We start from the raw sequence: 15,829 nt of genomic DNA on the forward strand, positions 1-15,829 counted from the left end.
TGCCTAGATTTCGCCATGATTTGCCCTAGTTTGGGCCCACCGCAGTCTGCAGGGTTCCTCACTTCATGGCCGAAAGTCCATTGCGCGTCCATTTTCCTGCAGAGGCTGCGATTCAGGCGCAGCCTCATCATGAATTTCACGTTCCCTTTCTGCCGCGCTCTGCCCATCTTCGCCATCTGATCGCCATCGGCATTGCCGGCACGGCGTCCTTCGGCCTTCTCGCCACCGTTCTCTATCCGCTGCTGGCCCGCCACACGATCGAGCAGGCTGTGCCGATGCAAACTGCCCAGCTCGTCCGCTCGCAGCCGGCAATGCCCAAAGCCAACCGGCTTGCCACGAAACAGCGTTTCGACGGCGCCCGCTTTGCGCAGGTGGCGGAAAAGACCTCAAGCGGCGAAACCCGCATCTTCACCTATCATCGCACCACGCTGGTCTTCAAAGCCGAGGACACCGAGCCATCCGGCGGCGTTGCCACGGCGATCAACGCAGCCTATGACGGCGATATGCGGTCCGAGACCGCCTTGTTCTCGCCGCCAGCGCTCACCGAAATCCGCCATGGCATCTATCCACAGACCAATCACTACGACTCTGTCCGGCGCTCGCGCTTCCCGATCCGGGGCGTGCCGTTGAATGTCAGCGTGTCGAGAGCGACTGCGGGCGAATCCGGACGCGAGTTCAAGAGACTGGTTTCCATGCCCAAGGACCGGCAGGACCTGCAGGACATCCTCGCCTCCGCGGGTCTCGATGGAGATGCCGGCGACGAGCTGCAACGGGCGCTGGAAACCGACACGGTTTCGCCCGGCGACAGCCTGGAACTGCTTTTGGAGAAAAAGACCGCCGATGCGCGACCGAAGCTGATCATGGCCCGCCTCAGCGGTGGCAAGAACCCAGAGCGAATCGTCGCCCGCGACGACGCCGACGGTTTCGTGCCGATGACCGACGACCGGTTGTTCTCGACGCTCTACAGCGAGAGCCAGGCCGACGCGCCGTCCTCTTCGGAAGTCGCCGCCGTCGATCTCAAGGGCGTCGACGATGACAATGAGTCGACAATCGACGCCAAGCTGGAGAAGGCCGGGCTTTCCGAGGCAAGTGCTGCCCAGCTGATCAAGCTCGCCAAGGCCAACGGCATTTCCCTGACCGGCGGCGACAACGCACCCGACAGCGTCGACCTTTTGTCCCGTAAGGCGGACAACGGCAAGAACGAGCTGATGTTCATCGAATTCCATACCAATGGCGATACGCACCGCTACTATCTGCACAAGGGAAGCGGCGAAGGCCCCTCGGAATTCTACGACGAGGGCGGCCATTCCGTCGCCAAGGTACTGAACCATCGTCCCGTACCCAATGGGAAACTCGGCGACGGTTTTGCCTGGCGCATCCATCCTATCCTGGGCGTCAAGAAATTCCACAACGGCGTCGACTTCCGCGCGCCGATGGGCAGCCCGATCATGGCTGGCGGCGACGGCGTCGTCGAGAAGATTTCCTGGGAAACGGGCTACGGCAAATATGTCCGCATTCGCCATGACGGCGGCTACGAGACCACCTATGCCCATATTTCCGCGACGCCATCCGATCTGCATGTTGGCGAGCGCGTCACCCAGGGCCAGGTCATCGCCTATGTCGGCTCGACCGGTTATTCCACCGGTCCGCATCTCTACTACGAACTGCGCGTCAATGGCCGCTACGAGAACCCGCTGACCGCCCAGCTCCCGGCCGGCACCAATCTCACCGGCAAGTCGCTCGACAATCTGCGCTCGCAGGTCAGCCACGTCGACAACATCATGAGCTATCTCGACGTCCCGACAGAGCGCGATCCTCCGCCACCCCCACCCTTCTTCGGCTTTGGGCGCGGCCCAGGACCAGGTCCTGGCGGCAACTTCGGCAGCCCTTAACGGCGATCATTTGCTGGCACATTGTTGGCAAATAGGCTATCTACTGACTATCTAACTAGGTAGAAGCCATGAGTAAGCAAAACAGACAATTGCCGAAAAGCGAGAAGGCCGGAATTCACCAGGGCGGTCGATGGAGCCTTGAGACCGCGAAGGCGCGGTTTAGCGAGGTCGTCCGGCATGCCCGCGACGATGGTCCGCAGCGGGTGAGCGTGCGCGGGCGTGAAGCTGTCGTCATCATGAGCGTCGAGGACTACGACCGCTTGATGCCAGCCAAGCCCAAATTGCCTCTTGTTGAATTCATGGAAAGCCTTAGCCTTTCTGAGCTCGATGCGGAACGCGAGAGCGACACCGGCAGGGATGTCGAGCTTTGATCGGCTGGTTGCTCGATACGAACGTCGTTTCGTCTCTGCTCAACCGAAATGGCGCGCCCTCCGTCAAGGATTGGGCTCGCTCCCAGCCGGAGGAGAGCTTGTTCATCAGCATCCTGACGATCGCCGAATACGATAAAGGCATCTACAACCTGCCGGACGATCATCCCGACCGTTCCCGTCATCTGGCATCCCGCGATGCCTTGCTGGAGCGTTTCGCCGACCGAATTTTACCGGTCAGCAATCCGGTTATTCGGCGATGGGGCATGATGTCCGGGACGATCAAGCGCCAGACGAAGCATTTTCCCTCTGTGATCGACACGATGCTGGCTGCTACCGCCATGGAATTCGACTTGTTTTTTACCACGCGCAACATTGCCGACGTGAACCACACAGGTGCGGCACTTTTCAATCCGTGGAGTGACGATCCGTCGAATTTCCCCATAGCCAAGGGCAAGTGGCTGTAGAAAGCCGCGGGCCACCGCATCGTCATGCGCGAGGCGCCCCGAAAGGATGATCAGGCGCAGAACATCGCCCGCGCCCGACCATCCCTGGCCCTCCAGCCTACAGAAGCTTCTCCAGTGTGATCGGCAATTCGCGGATGCGCTTGCCGGTCGCGTGGAAGACTGCGTTGGCAATGGCCGGCGCGACGCCGACAATCGCCAGTTCACCGACCGCCTTGCCACCGAGTACTGAGGCGTGCGGGTCGGGAATGCCGACATTGATCACCTCGATATCCGGGATGTCAGCATTGGTCGGCACGAGGTAATCGCCGAGATTGTTGTTGATGACGCGCGCGTAACGCTCATCGACAATACCCTCTTCGAGCAGCGCCTGGCCGATGCCCATGATGATGCCGCCCTTCCATTGGCTTTCGGCGAGCTTCGGATTGTAGAGCCGGCCTGAATCGAGCGCCGAGACGACGCGCGAGACGCGTACCGTGCCGAAATCCTCGTCGACCCGCACTTCGATGAAATGCGCGCACCAGCTATGCAGCGAATACTCGCCCTCCGTCGGTGATCGCATGGTCGCGATGGTCGAGAAGTTGCGGTAGATATCCGCCTTGCTCTGCTTGTCGTCCGGCAAGGTGTTGCGCAGCACCTCGATCTTGTCGCGGCCGATCTGCCGCAACAGGTCGGCAACGGCGATGCCGTCGCCGCCATCGCGGGGCGGCAGGATGCGGCCTTCCGAAACGGTCAGCGTATTGGCCTGCAGATCACGCAGAGGCGAATTGGGATCGTTGATCGCCAGACCCACCAGCTCGTCGCGAGCGGCAATCGCCGCCTTGTACACGGCCCCGGTCAGCAGATTGGCGAGCTGTGAACCGCCGGCGACAGGCGCGCGCGGCAGCGCGGAATCGCCGAGCTTGACACGAATCTGCTCGATCGGAATGCCGAGCGTTTCCGCCGCCGTTTGCGCCAGGATCGTGTAGGTGCCCTGCCCCATGTCGATGCCGCTGCTCGCCACCTCCGCCGATCCGTCGGCAAGGATCCGCACAAGTGCCTCGCCCGGCGTGCGGCGCACCGGATAGGTACCGGCCCCGACGCCCCAGCCGATCAGCTGCTTGCCGTCACGCATCGAGCGCGGCGCATGCGAGCGCTTCGCCCAGCCGAACGCCTTAGCGCCGGCCTCGAAAGCCTCGCGCAATTGCCGCGTCGACCAGGGCTTGTCCGCCTCCTGATCCCGCTCGGCATAGTTCAGCAGCCGGATTTCCAGCGGATCCATACCGAGTTCGTGGGCAAGCTCATCCATGGCGCTTTCGATGCCGAAGGCGCTCGGGTTTTCGCCGGGAGCGCGCAGCGCGCCGGGCTTGACCGTATTCACCCGCACGATGTTCTGCCGCGACGAGAGATTGGGCGTCGCATACATGATCGCGGTAACGACACCCAAGGGCTCAACGGCCACGTCACCCATCGACGTCTCATTGGCACCGGTCTGGACAATGGAGGTGAGCTTGCCGTCCTTCGTGGCGCCAAGCGCGATCGTCTGGCGCGTGCCCGGGCGTCCACCGAAAGAGGTGAAAGTCTGCGGCCGGGTGATGACCAGCTTCACCGGGCGGCCAAGCAGCTTCGCTGCCATGACGCCGATCGCGCCGTGCGGCAAGGCAAACGCCTTGGAGCCGAAGCCGCCGCCGATATAGGGCGAGATCATCCGCACATTCTCGAAGGGCACGCCGAACCATTCGGCATAGGTGCGCGCCATGCCGTCGACCCATTGGCTCGGCTCCCACAGGGTCAGCTGATCGCCATCCCACTTGGCGATCAGCCCGTGCGGCTCGATCGGCACGTTGTATTCACGCGGCGTTTTGTATTCCGCTTCGATCCGCACAGGCGCGGCCGCAAGCGCTGCGGCGGCATCTCCCCATCCCCTCGTCATCGGATCGACCGGGGAGCCCTCGCCACCCTTCGGATCCTCAAGGCTATAGACAGCCTGAGTTTCCTCATACGTCACCTTCACCAGTGCCGCCGCCGCCGTTGCCTGCTCGAAGGTCTCGGCAACGACGATGGCGATATGCTGGCCGCTATAAGTGATCTCGCGGGTCAATGCCCGGTACGGGCCTTCCGGACCGGGCGTATCGAGCCAGGTGGTCGGCGAGTTCAGATCCGGCATGGTGTCCGGCGTCAGAATGAGCTGAACGCCAGGCGCCTTTTCCGCCGCTGAAATATCGATGTCGACGATACGGCCGGCGGCGATCGTGCTCTGCACCATCACCGCATGGGTGAGCCCCTCAAGGTCGCGCTCGACCGCATAGTCGGCCTCCCCCTTGATCTTTGCGGTGCCGTCGAGACGGGACAGACGTCCGCCGAGGGCGCCATCAGCCGCGCCGTGTTTTCTGGTTTCCATGATGGTCATGCTATCTCTCCCATCGTCAGGATGGCGCGCTCGACGACACGCGGCGCAAGTTCGATCTTGTAACGGTTGGCGCCGTGATCGACGGCACCTTCGACGGCAAGCTGGCTGACGCGCTTGACGGTGGCCGGATCGAGCACCTGCCCCTTCAGCGCATCCTCGACGGCACGCGCACGCCAAGGCTTCGTGGCGATACCACCAAGCGCCACCCTGATATCGCGGATCGTCCTGCCATCCGCCTCCAGGTCCAGCCCGACGGCTGCGCTCGCCGCCGCGAATTCATAGGACTGACGGTCGCGGACCTTCAGATAGGTCGAGCGACGCGCGACGGCGGATACCGGGATTGCAATCGCGGTGATCATTTCTCCCGGTGTAATCGCATGTTCCCGTTCGGGCGTCGTGCCCGGCAGGAGGAAGAAATCATCGATCGCCACCTGGCGGTCTCCAAGATGCACGATCGCGTCAAAGGCCACCAAAGCAACGGCGAGATCGCCGGGATTGGTGGCGATGCAGGCCTCGCTGGTGCCGAGAACAGCGTGATTGCGCGTCACGCCGCCGATCGCCGAACAGCCGGAACCGGGCGCGCGCTTGTTGCAGGCCGAGAAGGTCGCCGGATCGCGGAAATAAGGACAGCGCGTACGCTGCATCAGATTGCCGCCGATCGTCGCCATGTTGCGGATCTGCGCCGAGGCCGCCAGCGACAGCGCCTCGGAGATCGCCGGGAACTGCGCCTTGATATTCGCGTCGTCGGCAACGCGGCTCATCTTCGCCAGCGCACCGATGGTGACCCCATGATCGGAAAAGGCAATGGTGTCGAGGCCGGAAAGATGGGTGATATCCACCACGGTGCCGGGCTCGGCAATGCCGCATTTGGCAAGGTCGAGCAGCGTGGTGCCGCCGGCAAGCAATGCGGCAGCGGAAGAGGCGCTGGCCTGCCGGGCTTCATCGATGGAGCCGGCGCGGAGATAGGAAAACTCTTTCATCGGGCGGCCTCCGCGGCTTCGCGCACGGCGGCAACGATATGCGGATAGGCGCCGCACCGACAGAGATTGCCGGCCATATATTCGCGGATTTCACCGTCGGAGCCAGCGTGGCCCTCGCGGATGCAGGCAACCGCCGACATGATCTGCCCCGGTGTGCAGTAACCACACTGGAAGGCATCATGCTCGAGAAAAGCGGCCTGGACCGGATGCAGGTCGCCGTTTTCGGCCACCAGACCCTCGATCGTCGTCACCTTGCGGCCTTCGGCCTGGGCGGCCAGCGTCAGGCAGGAAAGCACGCGCTCGCCGTCGACATGGACGGTGCAGGCGCCGCATTGGCCCTGGTCGCAGCCTTTCTTGGTGCCGTTGAGACAGAGATGCTCGCGAAGGGCATCGAGAAGCGTCACGCGTGGATCGAGCGAAAGCTCGTGCTCGCGCCCATTGATATCGAGATGGACAATCGTCATCAGGTCACTCCCTGTTCGGGTCATCATGTTGCAATTGACAATCGCCTGAATGGACCGATCATGACATCCGCTCTTGACGTCGGTCGAGCCGGCTCCAGATCATCAGACAATAGCGCTTTAGCCGGCGCATGCGGCTTGGGTGGAACGCCTTGGATTAGGCCGCGCTTTCACCGTTCCAATCCTTTCATCGGACGGCAATGGCGTCTTGGCCCTTTATGCGATAACAATCCTCTGCTACTCCAGATTAAACGGAGGCGCCTCCGTTTGTTATCCTAGAGACTTGTCCGATGTCGTCAAGTCGCAATCCGCATGGAGCGAGAATTGGCGTCCAAACCATCGACAGAGCTGAAAGACGACACGCCGCCAGCCGGCAAAATCCTGCGCGCGGATGCGCGGCGCAATCGTGACAAGCTCATCGAAACCGCTGCCGAGGCTTTCGCCCATCACGGCACCGCCACCTCGCTCGAAGACATCGCGCGGCGCGCGGGCGTTGGTGTCGGCACGCTCTATCGCCATTTTCCGACCCGCGAACATCTGGTCGAGGCGGTCTACCGCCACGAGGTCGCAGCACTCTGCGACGCGGCCGGGGAGCTTTCGCGCGAGCTTACACCCGATCGGGTATTGGAGGAATGGATGCACCGCTTCGTCGGCTACATCGCCACCAAGCGCGGCATGGGCGACAGCCTGCGCATCCTGCTCAACAGCAATTCCGAACGCTTCGCCGACAGCTACGGCAAGATCCCGATCGTGCTCGCCAGCCTGATCGCACGGGCGGTGGCCGACGGCTCGATCCGCGCCGATGTCGACAGCACGGATGTGCTGCATGCGCTCTCGGGCACCTATTCCATGCCCAACTCCCCCGAATGGCACGACCGCTCCCGCCGCCTCGTCGGTCTGTTGATGGATGGTCTGCGCTGGGGTGCGCCGAGGGCCTGAAAATCCACGGAAGTGTTCCTATATCCTTTTGAAGGCCGATGGTCAGGCAACCAAGGAGCCCATCATGTCCGAAAAACCGGTCAAAATCCCCGGCCCCGATCACCCCATCACGATCGAGGACAAGCATGCGCATGTTACCGTTACAGTCGCCGGCAAGGTCATCGCCGATACGCGGGAAGCGCTGTCGCTGAAGGAAGCCTCCTATCCGGTGGTCCTTTACATCCCACGCAAGGATGTCGACATGTCGGCCCTCGGGAGAACCGAACATACGACCTATTGTCCCTATAAGGGCAATTGCTCCTATTACAGCATTCCCGTCGGCGGCGAACGTTCGGTGAATGCGATCTGGACCTACGAAAATCCCTATCCTTCCGTCGGCCGGATCAAAGGCTACATGGCTTTCTACCCCGATCGCGTCGATGCGATCACGGTGGAGGCTTAAAGCGTCAGTCCGCTTGTCGCGTCGAAGACGTAGACCTGATCGGGATTGACGGTGACCTTCAATTGCTCGCCGTAGCGAACCGGGGCCTCGCCGTCGACGACGGCGGTTACCTGCTCGCCGGCAAGATCGAACAGCACATGCGTCTGCGCGCCGGTCGGTTCGACCAGCAGCGTCTGGCCGGTCAGCGGCGAGCCGTTGCCCGTCAGGCTGAGATGCTCCGGCCGAAGGCCGATCTTCACGCTCTGGCCGGGCTGCACCTTGCGCTCGCTGGCGATGCGCAGCGGCGTGCCATCCGTCAGCCGCACGGAAGCCGAGCCATTCACGCCCTCCACCACGCCATCGAGGAAATTCATCGCCGGCGAGCCGATGAAACCGGCAACGAACAGATTGGCTGGCTGGCGATAAAGCTCGATCGGCGTGCCCTGCTGCTCGATCCTGCCCTGGTTCAGTACCACGATGCGGTCGGCAAGCGTCATGGCTTCGATCTGGTCGTGGGTGACGTAGATCGAGGTCGTCTGCACCTTCTGATGCAGCGCCTTGATCTCGGAGCGCATCTGCACGCGCAGTTTCGCATCAAGGTTCGACAGGGGTTCGTCGAACAGGAAGACGGCGGGGTTGCGCACGATGGCGCGGCCCATGGCGACGCGCTGGCGCTGGCCGCCGGAAAGCTGCGCCGGCTTGCGGTCGAGCAACTTGGTGAGGTCGAGCATGCGCGCGGCCTCGTTGACCCGCTGTTCGATCACCGGCTTCGTCTCGCCCGAGAGCTTCAGGTTGAAGCCCATGTTCTCGGCGACGGTCATGTGGGGATAGAGCGCATAGGACTGAAAGACCATGGCGATGTTGCGCTCGCGCGGCGTCATGGCGTTGACCACCTGACCGCCGATCGAGACATCGCCGTCGGTGATCTCCTCGAGGCCGGCGATCATCCGCAGCAGCGTCGACTTCCCGCAGCCGGAGGGACCGACGAGGGCGATGAACTCGCCGTCGTCGATGGCCAGCGAGATATCGTGAATGACCGGCAGCGCGCCATAGGCCTTGTGGATGTTATGCAGTTCGACGGATGCCATGCTTTTTGCTCCGATTAGAGCAATTCCAGGAAAAGTGCGTAGCGGTTTTCCGTCCGGAATTGCTAGAAAACAAAGAGATAGAGCAGTTCAGAGTTTCCGTGAAACGCTGAACTGCTCTAGGCTCAGGACTTCACGGCACCGGCGGTGAGACCCGCGATGATGTGTTTCTGCGCCAGGAAGAAGACGATGATGGTGGGCAGGATGGTGAGCGTGATGAAGGCCAGCACCAGTTCCCATTCCGTGCCGAATTCGCCGCTATAGACCATCATGCCGAGCGGCCACGGATAGATCGAATCCGAGTTCAGCATGATCAGCGGCAGGATGTAGCTGTTCCAGCTGCCGACGAAGGAGATGATGCTGACGGTGGCGATGATCGGCCGGGAGAGCGGCAGCGAGATATACCAGAAGAAGCGGATATAGCCGCAGCCATCGACAAAGGCCGCCTGAAACAATTCTTCCGGAAGATTGCGGAAATAGTTTCGGAACAGAAGAATGCTCATGCCAAGGCCGAAGGCCACCTGCGGCAACACCACGCCCCAATAGGTATTGAGCAGGCCGAGATCACGGATGCGGATGAACAGCGGCAGGATCGCCGTCGCCGCCGGAAACATCAGCCCGATCAGGAAATAGTTGAGCAGGAAATTCGAGCCGAAGAATTTGACATGCGCGAAGGCAAAGGCGGCCATCGCCGAAACCGACACGGTGAGAAACACCGTCAGCACGGCGATGATCAGCGAGTTCATCATCTGCCGCCAATAGCGGTCGCCGAACAGGATGCCGGTATAATTCTCGAAATGCCACTCGGCCGGCAGGCCGAAGGGATTGACCCGGAGATCCCCCAGCGACTTGAAGCCGCCGAGCATGGTCGTTGCGAGCGGGATCAGCACGATGGCGGCGATGATGGTCAGCGACGCGTAGAGATAGATCTTCGTGCCGATGTTCAATCGAACGGATGAGGCGATATCAGTCATTGCGCATAAATATCCGTTTGTAGCCGAAGGCGAGGGTGACGCAGATGACGAACAGCACGACGCCGACGGCGCTGCCGAGGCCGACCTGCATGCGGGTGACGCCGAAATTGTAGAGGAAGGTCACCATCGTCTGGGTCGAGTTGAACGGTCCGCCGCCGGTGAGCGGCATGATCATGTCGAAGAGCTGCAGCGAGCCGACGACGGCAAAGAACACCGACAGGCGCAGCGTCGATCCGAGCAGCGGCAGCGTCACGTAGCGGAATTTCTGCCAGCCGGTGGCGCCGTCGATTTCGGCCGCTTCCAGCACGCTCTTGTCGAGGGATTGCAGGCCGGCGATGAACAGCATCATGTGGAAGCCGAAATATTTCCACACGATCACGCCGAGCACCGCGTACATCGCCAGATCCTTGTCGGCGAGCACATAGGGCGTGGCGGTTCCGAGGAAATGCGCGATCGCGGCAAACAGGCCGTAGTCACCGTCATAGACGAAGCGCCAGATCAGGCCCGCGGCCACTTCCGCCAGAACATAGGGCAAAAAGAAGATCAGCCGAAAGAGCACCACGCCGCGAATGCGGTGCGCCAGCATCGTCGCCAGCCAGATGGCCAGCGGCACCTGCACGGCAATCGACACCACGATGATCAGCGCATTGTTCTTGAGCGAGGTCAGGAACGCGGTGTTCTTGAACAGCACCTGGAAATTGCGCAGGCCAACGAACTCCGTCGGCAATCCGTAGCCGTTCCATCGGTAAAGGCTGTACCAGGCGGCCTCTCCCATCGGCAGGATGACGAAGATGCTGAAAAGCAGCAGCGCCGGCGGCAGGAACAGCAGGATGACGGGCATGCGACCGCGTGCGGCCGGCGATTTTCGGCGCCCCGCAGGTCTCGCTCTTGCGATGGACGGCATGGCGGTCGTTGCGCTGACATCAGTCATGGACAGTCTCGACATTTGCAATTCGAAATAGGAATGGCGCCGGCGAAGGTGGTTTGCCGGCGCCCACCGAAGTTAGAGCTGATCCTGCTCAAAGGCGTCCTGGACCTGCTGCGCGCCGTCCTTCGGCGTGATCTGGCCCGAGACGATACCGACCGCAACGTCGTTGACGACACGGCCGACGGAGGGGCCGAGATCCTGGTCGAAGAAGTTCTGGTGCCAGGTTGAATGCGCCAGTTGCTCGGCGGCATCGCCCATCAGCGGTCCCTTGACGCCGTCTTCCGCGCCAACCGCCGCCGGAATGAGCATGCCGGCCTGCGCCATCGTGCGTTCATTCTCCGCATTGGTGAGATAGGCGAGGAAATCGAGCGCTTCCGGCGGGGCTTTCTTGGTCACGGCCCAGCCGTTCAGGCCGCCGAGCGTATCGGTCGCGAGACCGGCGCCGCCGCTGACGGCCGGAAAGGCGAAGCGGCCGACATTGTCGTCGGCCAGGCCCTTGCCGTCGCCGGAGTTGGTGCGCTGGTTGGCGACGGTGTTTTCGAAGCCGAGGATCATCGCAGCCTTGCCATCACCGAAAATTCCGAGCGTCTGCGGCCATGTCGCGCCGAGATAACCGGGCTGGAACGGATCGAGCTTGCCGAGTTCGGCGAGCTGTTCGCCGGCCTTGATGATCGCCGGATCGTTGAAGCCGTTGCCCTTGCCATTCTTGGCGTCGTTGAAGACCTGCTGGCCGCCGTCGCGCATCACCAGATAGCTCCAGTAGAAGTGGATCGGCCACTTCTCGCCGCCGCCGCCGGCGATCGGCGCGATACCGGCCGCCTTGATCTTCTTGACCGCGGCCAGATAGTCGTCCCAGGTCTTGATGGCGCTCGCGTCGACGCCGGCCTTGGCGAAGAGCGCCTTGTTGTAGAAAAAGGAAACCGTGCCGAGCTTGTAGGGTACGGCGCTGATCTTGTCGTCGAAGGTCAGGCCCTTGACCGCCGCCGGATTATAGCTCTTCAACCAGGCGCCGTCCTTGGCGTTCATCGCCTCGGTGAGGTCCATCAGCGTGCCGGTCTGCTCCTGCTGCTTCAGCACGCCGCCGCCCCAGCTGAAGAAGAAATCCGGCGCGTCGCTCGATTGCAGCAGCGTCGGCAGCTTTGCCTTGAAAGCCTCGTTCGCCAGGAACTGCATCTGGATCTTCACGCCCGGATGCTGGGCTTCGTATTGATCGGCGATCTTGCGCCAGACGGCGACATAGGTCGGATCGGTCTCCAGATGCAGCCACTTGACGGCCGTATCGGCCGCGGCACTCGTCGCGCCGGAAAGCATCGCAAGTCCCGTGGCAGCAGCAATGGCGGCGATACGCACACCGCGAAGGGCCTTCGCCCTACGTTCATAAAACATGATTGTCTCCTCCCAAGGGAACAACAGCCTCTATAATTTTTCCCTTATGCGGATTAATTCAACGGAGCTTTGCTGAAATGTCAACCACCATTCCTAAATTTTCAGCAGAAGCGGCGGGAAGTGGCTTGACATCAGGCCGCAAGCATAGGCTATTTAATTCGCATCCCGTCAAAAATACCAGGCCGCAACCGAGCGGAAACGTCATTCGGCACCATTCTCATGAAAACAGCAGATCCCGAGCTTATGCGGGCGATAAACCGCTTCAATGTGCTGGATACGATCCGGCGGGCGGGCTCCATCGCACGTATCGAAATCAGCGAAAGCACCCAGCTTTCCACCACCACGGTTTCGGCCATCACCGCTTCGCTGCTCGATGACGGCCTGATCCTGGCCCGCACCGAGGGCGATCTGCGCGAGGCCGCCGCCCGTGGCCGGCCGCGTGTCATGCTGGAGCTCAATCCGGACGCCGCCCGCGTCGTCGGCGCGAAGATCGCCGCCAACCGCATGGTCTTCGTCGTCGCCGATTTCCGTGGCGAGGTGCTGTCGACGCTGACGCTTGCCCTTCGCGTCGACCGGCAGCCGATCAGCGTCATCGCCGACCTGATCGAGGACGGCGTGCGCCGCTGCGTCGTCGATGCCAACCTGGCGCTGGATGAGATCGATTCTGTTTGCCTCGGCCTTCCCGGCGTCATCGAGCACCGCACCGGCCATGTCCGTTCGAGCCCGATCTTCCGCGAGAGCGGCGTCGATTTCGCCAGGGAGATGTCAGAGCGGCTGGGCGTCCCCACCATCGTTGAAAGCGACGCGCATGCCATCACGCTGGCGCATCACTGGTTCGGCCAGGCGCGAGACCTCGACGACATGGTGCTGGTATCGCTGGAACAGACGCTCGGCCTCGGCGTCTTGCATGCCGGCCAGCTGTTTCGCGGCGCCGGCGGCCTGAGCCACAATCTCGGCGACCTCGTCCTCGGCATAGGGCCGCAGGGCACCATACGACTTGCAAGTCTGGCGGGCGAAAGCGCCATCCTCGGCGACCAGCCGAGCGGCCGCTTCGCCGAAGCCATCCGCCTCGGCCGCGGCATGGCGCATGCAAAGACCTTGATCGCCGCCGAGGACAATGCGCTGATCAACGCGGCCATCCGCGCCGGCGAGGCCTGCGGCATGGCGCTTGCCAACATCGTCACGCTGTTTGCGCCACCGCGCGTCATTCTCGTCGGGTCGAGTCTGGCGCTCGGCCAACCCTTTCTGGACAGTCTCCGGGAAGCCTATTCCCTGGCAATCCCACCCTCGATCAAGGGCGTGACGGAACTCGTCTTCGACCAGTCGACGGACGAAACCTGGGCGCAGGGTGCGGCGGTGGTCGCGCTGCGCGAACTTTACGAATCGCCTTGGGGAACGACGGGGCCGGCATCGGCGCTCTGACCCGCAAGGACGACCAAGCATTTCATTTGGAGGAAGTTTTATGGAAAAGGTCGGCATTGGCATCATCGGCTGCGGGAACATTTCCGGCGCCTATCTCAAAGCGATGAAATCGTTTCCCATTCTCGACATCAAAGGCGTCGCCGACCTTAATCGCGAACTGGCCGAGGCCAAGGCTGCCGAATTCGGCCTAAAGGCTGTCGATATCGCCACCCTCTTCGCCGATCCCTCGATCGAGATCATCGTCAACCTGACCATTCCGAAGGCGCATGTCGCCGTCGGTCTGCAGGCGCTCGACGCCGGCAAGCACACCTATTCGGAAAAGCCGCTCGGCATCAATTTCGCCGAAGGCAAGAAGCTCGCGGACGCAGCCGCCGCCAAGGGCCTGCGCATCGGCGCTGCCCCGGATACATTCCTCGGCGGCGGACACCAGACAGCGCGCGCCATCATTGACGAAGGTGCGATCGGCATTCCGGTCGGCGGCACCGCCACCTTCATGTGCCCCGGCCATGAGCGCTGGCATCCGAATCCGGCTTTCTATTACGAAGTCGGCGGCGGCCCGATGCTCGACATGGGTCCCTATTACATCACCGACCTCGTCAACCTGCTCGGTCCGGTCTCCCAGGTCGCAGGCTTTACCGTGACGCCGCGCAAGGAACGCATCATCACCAGCGAGCCGCGCAACGGCGAGCATATCCCCGTGCATGTGCCGACCCACGTCGCCGGCGTCATGGCCTTTGCCAGTGGCGCCGTCGTACAGATCGGCATGAGCTTCGATGTCGCCGGCCACAAGCATGTGCCGCTTGAAGTCTACGGCACCGAGGGCACGCTGATCGTGCCCGACCCGAACCATTTCGGCGGTGAGGTCGAGTATCTTAAGAAGGGTGGCCAGTTCGAAGGGCGCGAGGTCACGGCCCCCTATGCCGACGGCAACTATCGCTCGCTCGGCGTCGCTGACCTGGCGCACGCCATTCGCTCCAACCGGCCGCACCGCGCCAATGGCAGCCTGGCGCTGCATGTGCTCGAGGTCATGGAAGCTTTCCAGACGGCCTCGGACAGCGGCCGCACGGTTGGCATATCAACACAAACGGAACGTCCGGCCCCTCTGTCAGAATCCCTCGTGGACGGAAAAATCGGCCGCTAACCGCGCAATTCAGGAGGAATATCATGCGTGAAGCACTTATCGTCTGGGGCGGCTGGAGCGGCCACGAACCGCAGGAATGCGCCCATGTCATCCGCGATATACTGGAGGAGGACGGCTTCAAGGTCTATCTCGAAAACAGCACCGAGGCCTTCGCCGATCCGTCGATCCACGATCTCAGCCTGATCGTGCCGATCGTCACCATGTCGAAGATCGAGAAGGAAGAGGTGAAGAACCTCGCCGAGGCCATCGAAAGCGGCGTCGGCATTGCCGGCTATCATGGTGGTGCCGGTGACAGTTTCCGCGAAAGCGTCGAATACCAGTTCATTATCGGCGGCCAATGGGTCGCCCATCCCGGCAACATCATCGACTACACCGTCAACATCACCCGGCCGGACGACCCGATCATGGAGGGGATCACCGATTTCCCCTACACGTCGGAGCAATATTACATGCATGTCGATCCGTCGAACGAAGTGCTGGCCACCACCACCTTTACCGGCGACCACGCCTACTGGATCGACGGCGTCGTCATGCCGGTTGCCTGGAAGCGCAAATACGGCAAGGGCCGCGTCTTCTATTCCTCGCTCGGTCACCAGGCCAAGGAATTCAGTGTGCCGCAGATGAAAACCATCTTCCGCCGCGGCGCTAATTGGGCGGCGCGCTAGGGACATCCGCCTTTTTCTGATTTCTGAGCAAGGATCGCCCCTCACCCTAGCCCTCTCCCCGCAAGCGGGGAGAGGGGACAATCCTAATAGCCTCTTCTCGCGATAGGCTGAAGGGAAGGCTGCGGGTGCGCCTATCCCCTTCTCCCCGTCCAGACGGGGAGAAGGTGGCCGACAGGCCGGATGAGGGGCTCCACCGCACTAACCATCTCCACCTTGCCACTTTAACCCGAACTGGTAAGCTACCCACCAGCACACCGCAAACTCCGGTGATGCTCGCGCTTTTTGCTGCCATGGGGGTGGGATGGATCAGGGCG

General features: G+C 62.1%; 15 protein-coding genes. 8 read left to right on the forward strand and 7 right to left on the reverse strand.

Annotation, left to right across the window (positions count from 1 at the left end):
• Positions 1-65: 65 nt before the first annotated feature.
• From EX00_RS01440 to EX00_RS01450, 3 genes are all read left to right on the forward strand, one after another.
• The gene (locus tag EX00_RS01440; RefSeq protein ID WP_047453416.1) at positions 66-1,892 is read left to right on the forward strand and encodes a M23 family metallopeptidase; all 1,827 of its coding nucleotides are present in this window, start codon (positions 66-68) and stop codon (positions 1,890-1,892) included.
• Positions 1,893-1,960: 68 nt separating this feature from the next.
• Positions 1,961-2,263: a type II toxin-antitoxin system Phd/YefM family antitoxin gene (locus EX00_RS01445; protein ID WP_047453418.1), complete on the forward strand. Its 303-nt coding sequence runs from the start codon at positions 1,961-1,963 to the stop codon at positions 2,261-2,263.
• Positions 2,260-2,727, forward strand: coding sequence for a type II toxin-antitoxin system VapC family toxin (locus tag EX00_RS01450; protein WP_047453420.1), 468 nt, complete (start codon positions 2,260-2,262; stop codon positions 2,725-2,727). The genes EX00_RS01445 and EX00_RS01450 overlap by 4 nt, the downstream gene beginning before the upstream one ends.
• Positions 2,728-2,824: 97 nt before the next feature.
• Here the strand turns inward: EX00_RS01450 and EX00_RS01455 are convergent, their stop codons facing one another.
• Genes EX00_RS01455 through EX00_RS01465 form a run of 3 tightly spaced genes read right to left on the reverse strand, consistent with a single transcriptional unit; the run spans position 2,825 to position 6,557 of the window.
• Positions 2,825-5,113, reverse strand: a complete 2,289-nt coding sequence (locus EX00_RS01455; RefSeq protein WP_047453421.1) for a xanthine dehydrogenase family protein molybdopterin-binding subunit — start codon at positions 5,111-5,113, stop codon at positions 2,825-2,827.
• Positions 5,110-6,093 (reverse strand): FAD binding domain-containing protein, encoded by a 984-nt coding sequence (locus tag EX00_RS01460; protein ID WP_047453423.1) that lies wholly within the window; start codon positions 6,091-6,093, stop codon positions 5,110-5,112. Before EX00_RS01460 ends, EX00_RS01455 begins: the two co-directional genes overlap by 4 nt.
• Positions 6,090-6,557, reverse strand: coding sequence for a (2Fe-2S)-binding protein (locus EX00_RS01465; RefSeq protein WP_162184536.1), 468 nt, complete (start codon positions 6,555-6,557; stop codon positions 6,090-6,092). The genes EX00_RS01460 and EX00_RS01465 overlap by 4 nt, the downstream gene beginning before the upstream one ends.
• Positions 6,558-6,878: 321 nt before the next feature.
• On the opposite strand from EX00_RS01465, the gene EX00_RS01470 reads away from it, so the two are divergent.
• Both EX00_RS01470 and EX00_RS01475 read left to right on the forward strand, forming a co-directional pair.
• Positions 6,879-7,493 (forward strand): TetR/AcrR family transcriptional regulator, encoded by a 615-nt coding sequence (locus EX00_RS01470; RefSeq protein ID WP_047453424.1) that lies wholly within the window; start codon positions 6,879-6,881, stop codon positions 7,491-7,493.
• A 64-nt stretch (positions 7,494-7,557) separates the two neighbouring features.
• On the forward strand, positions 7,558-7,935 hold the full coding sequence (locus EX00_RS01475) for a DUF427 domain-containing protein (RefSeq protein WP_047453697.1): 378 nt from the start codon (positions 7,558-7,560) through the stop codon (positions 7,933-7,935).
• Here the strand turns inward: EX00_RS01475 and EX00_RS01480 are convergent.
• The 4 genes from EX00_RS01480 to EX00_RS01495 form a co-directional block, all read right to left on the reverse strand.
• The gene (locus EX00_RS01480; protein ID WP_047453425.1) at positions 7,932-9,002 is read right to left on the reverse strand and encodes an ABC transporter ATP-binding protein; all 1,071 of its coding nucleotides are present in this window, start codon (positions 9,000-9,002) and stop codon (positions 7,932-7,934) included. The genes EX00_RS01475 and EX00_RS01480 overlap by 4 nt on opposite strands.
• A 122-nt stretch (positions 9,003-9,124) precedes the next feature.
• Positions 9,125-9,973 (reverse strand): carbohydrate ABC transporter permease, encoded by an 849-nt coding sequence (locus EX00_RS01485; RefSeq protein ID WP_047453426.1) that lies wholly within the window; start codon positions 9,971-9,973, stop codon positions 9,125-9,127.
• The gene (locus EX00_RS01490; protein ID WP_047453428.1) at positions 9,966-10,904 is read right to left on the reverse strand and encodes a carbohydrate ABC transporter permease; all 939 of its coding nucleotides are present in this window, start codon (positions 10,902-10,904) and stop codon (positions 9,966-9,968) included. The genes EX00_RS01485 and EX00_RS01490 overlap by 8 nt, the downstream gene beginning before the upstream one ends.
• Positions 10,905-10,976: 72 nt before the next feature.
• Positions 10,977-12,287, reverse strand: a complete 1,311-nt coding sequence (locus EX00_RS01495; RefSeq protein ID WP_047453429.1) for an ABC transporter substrate-binding protein — start codon at positions 12,285-12,287, stop codon at positions 10,977-10,979.
• 219 nt (positions 12,288-12,506) lie between these two features.
• Between EX00_RS01495 and EX00_RS01500 the strand changes: the two genes are divergently transcribed.
• From EX00_RS01500 to EX00_RS01510, 3 genes are read left to right on the forward strand one after another with little or no spacing between them, the layout of a single operon-like run.
• Entirely contained in the window at positions 12,507-13,709 is a 1,203-nt protein-coding gene (locus EX00_RS01500) for an ROK family transcriptional regulator (RefSeq protein WP_047453431.1), read from the forward strand.
• Between the two features lie 40 nt (positions 13,710-13,749).
• Positions 13,750-14,850: a Gfo/Idh/MocA family protein gene (locus EX00_RS01505; RefSeq protein WP_047453433.1), complete on the forward strand. Its 1,101-nt coding sequence runs from the start codon at positions 13,750-13,752 to the stop codon at positions 14,848-14,850.
• A 23-nt stretch (positions 14,851-14,873) separates the two neighbouring features.
• A complete protein-coding gene (locus EX00_RS01510) occupies positions 14,874-15,515 on the forward strand; it encodes a ThuA domain-containing protein (protein WP_047453435.1) in 642 nt (213 codons plus the stop codon).
• The last annotated feature ends 314 nt before the right edge of the window (positions 15,516-15,829 follow it).

The sequence above is a fragment of the Martinezella rhizogenes genome (genome assembly GCF_000799715.1).
Taxonomy (GTDB): Bacteria; Pseudomonadota; Alphaproteobacteria; order Rhizobiales; family Rhizobiaceae; genus Rhizobium; species Rhizobium rhizogenes_C.

Coding starts and splice junctions, on each gene's coding strand:
- EX00_RS01485 (WP_047453426.1), bottom strand. CDS start 9,973: ATGACTGATATCGCCTCATCCGTTCGATTGAACATCGGCACGAAGATC.
- EX00_RS01505 (WP_047453433.1), top strand. CDS start 13,750: ATGGAAAAGGTCGGCATTGGCATCATCGGCTGCGGGAACATTTCCGGC.
- EX00_RS01465 (WP_162184536.1), bottom strand. CDS start 6,557: ATGACGATTGTCCATCTCGATATCAATGGGCGCGAGCACGAGCTTTCG.
- EX00_RS01480 (WP_047453425.1), bottom strand. CDS start 9,002: ATGGCATCCGTCGAACTGCATAACATCCACAAGGCCTATGGCGCGCTG.
- EX00_RS01475 (WP_047453697.1), top strand. CDS start 7,558: ATGTCCGAAAAACCGGTCAAAATCCCCGGCCCCGATCACCCCATCACG.
- EX00_RS01460 (WP_047453423.1), bottom strand. CDS start 6,093: ATGAAAGAGTTTTCCTATCTCCGCGCCGGCTCCATCGATGAAGCCCGG.
- EX00_RS01440 (WP_047453416.1), top strand. CDS start 66: ATGGCCGAAAGTCCATTGCGCGTCCATTTTCCTGCAGAGGCTGCGATT.
- EX00_RS01445 (WP_047453418.1), top strand. CDS start 1,961: ATGAGTAAGCAAAACAGACAATTGCCGAAAAGCGAGAAGGCCGGAATT.
- EX00_RS01510 (WP_047453435.1), top strand. CDS start 14,874: ATGCGTGAAGCACTTATCGTCTGGGGCGGCTGGAGCGGCCACGAACCG.
- EX00_RS01455 (WP_047453421.1), bottom strand. CDS start 5,113: ATGACCATCATGGAAACCAGAAAACACGGCGCGGCTGATGGCGCCCTC.
- EX00_RS01500 (WP_047453431.1), top strand. CDS start 12,507: ATGAAAACAGCAGATCCCGAGCTTATGCGGGCGATAAACCGCTTCAAT.
- EX00_RS01495 (WP_047453429.1), bottom strand. CDS start 12,287: ATGTTTTATGAACGTAGGGCGAAGGCCCTTCGCGGTGTGCGTATCGCC.
- EX00_RS01490 (WP_047453428.1), bottom strand. CDS start 10,904: ATGACTGATGTCAGCGCAACGACCGCCATGCCGTCCATCGCAAGAGCG.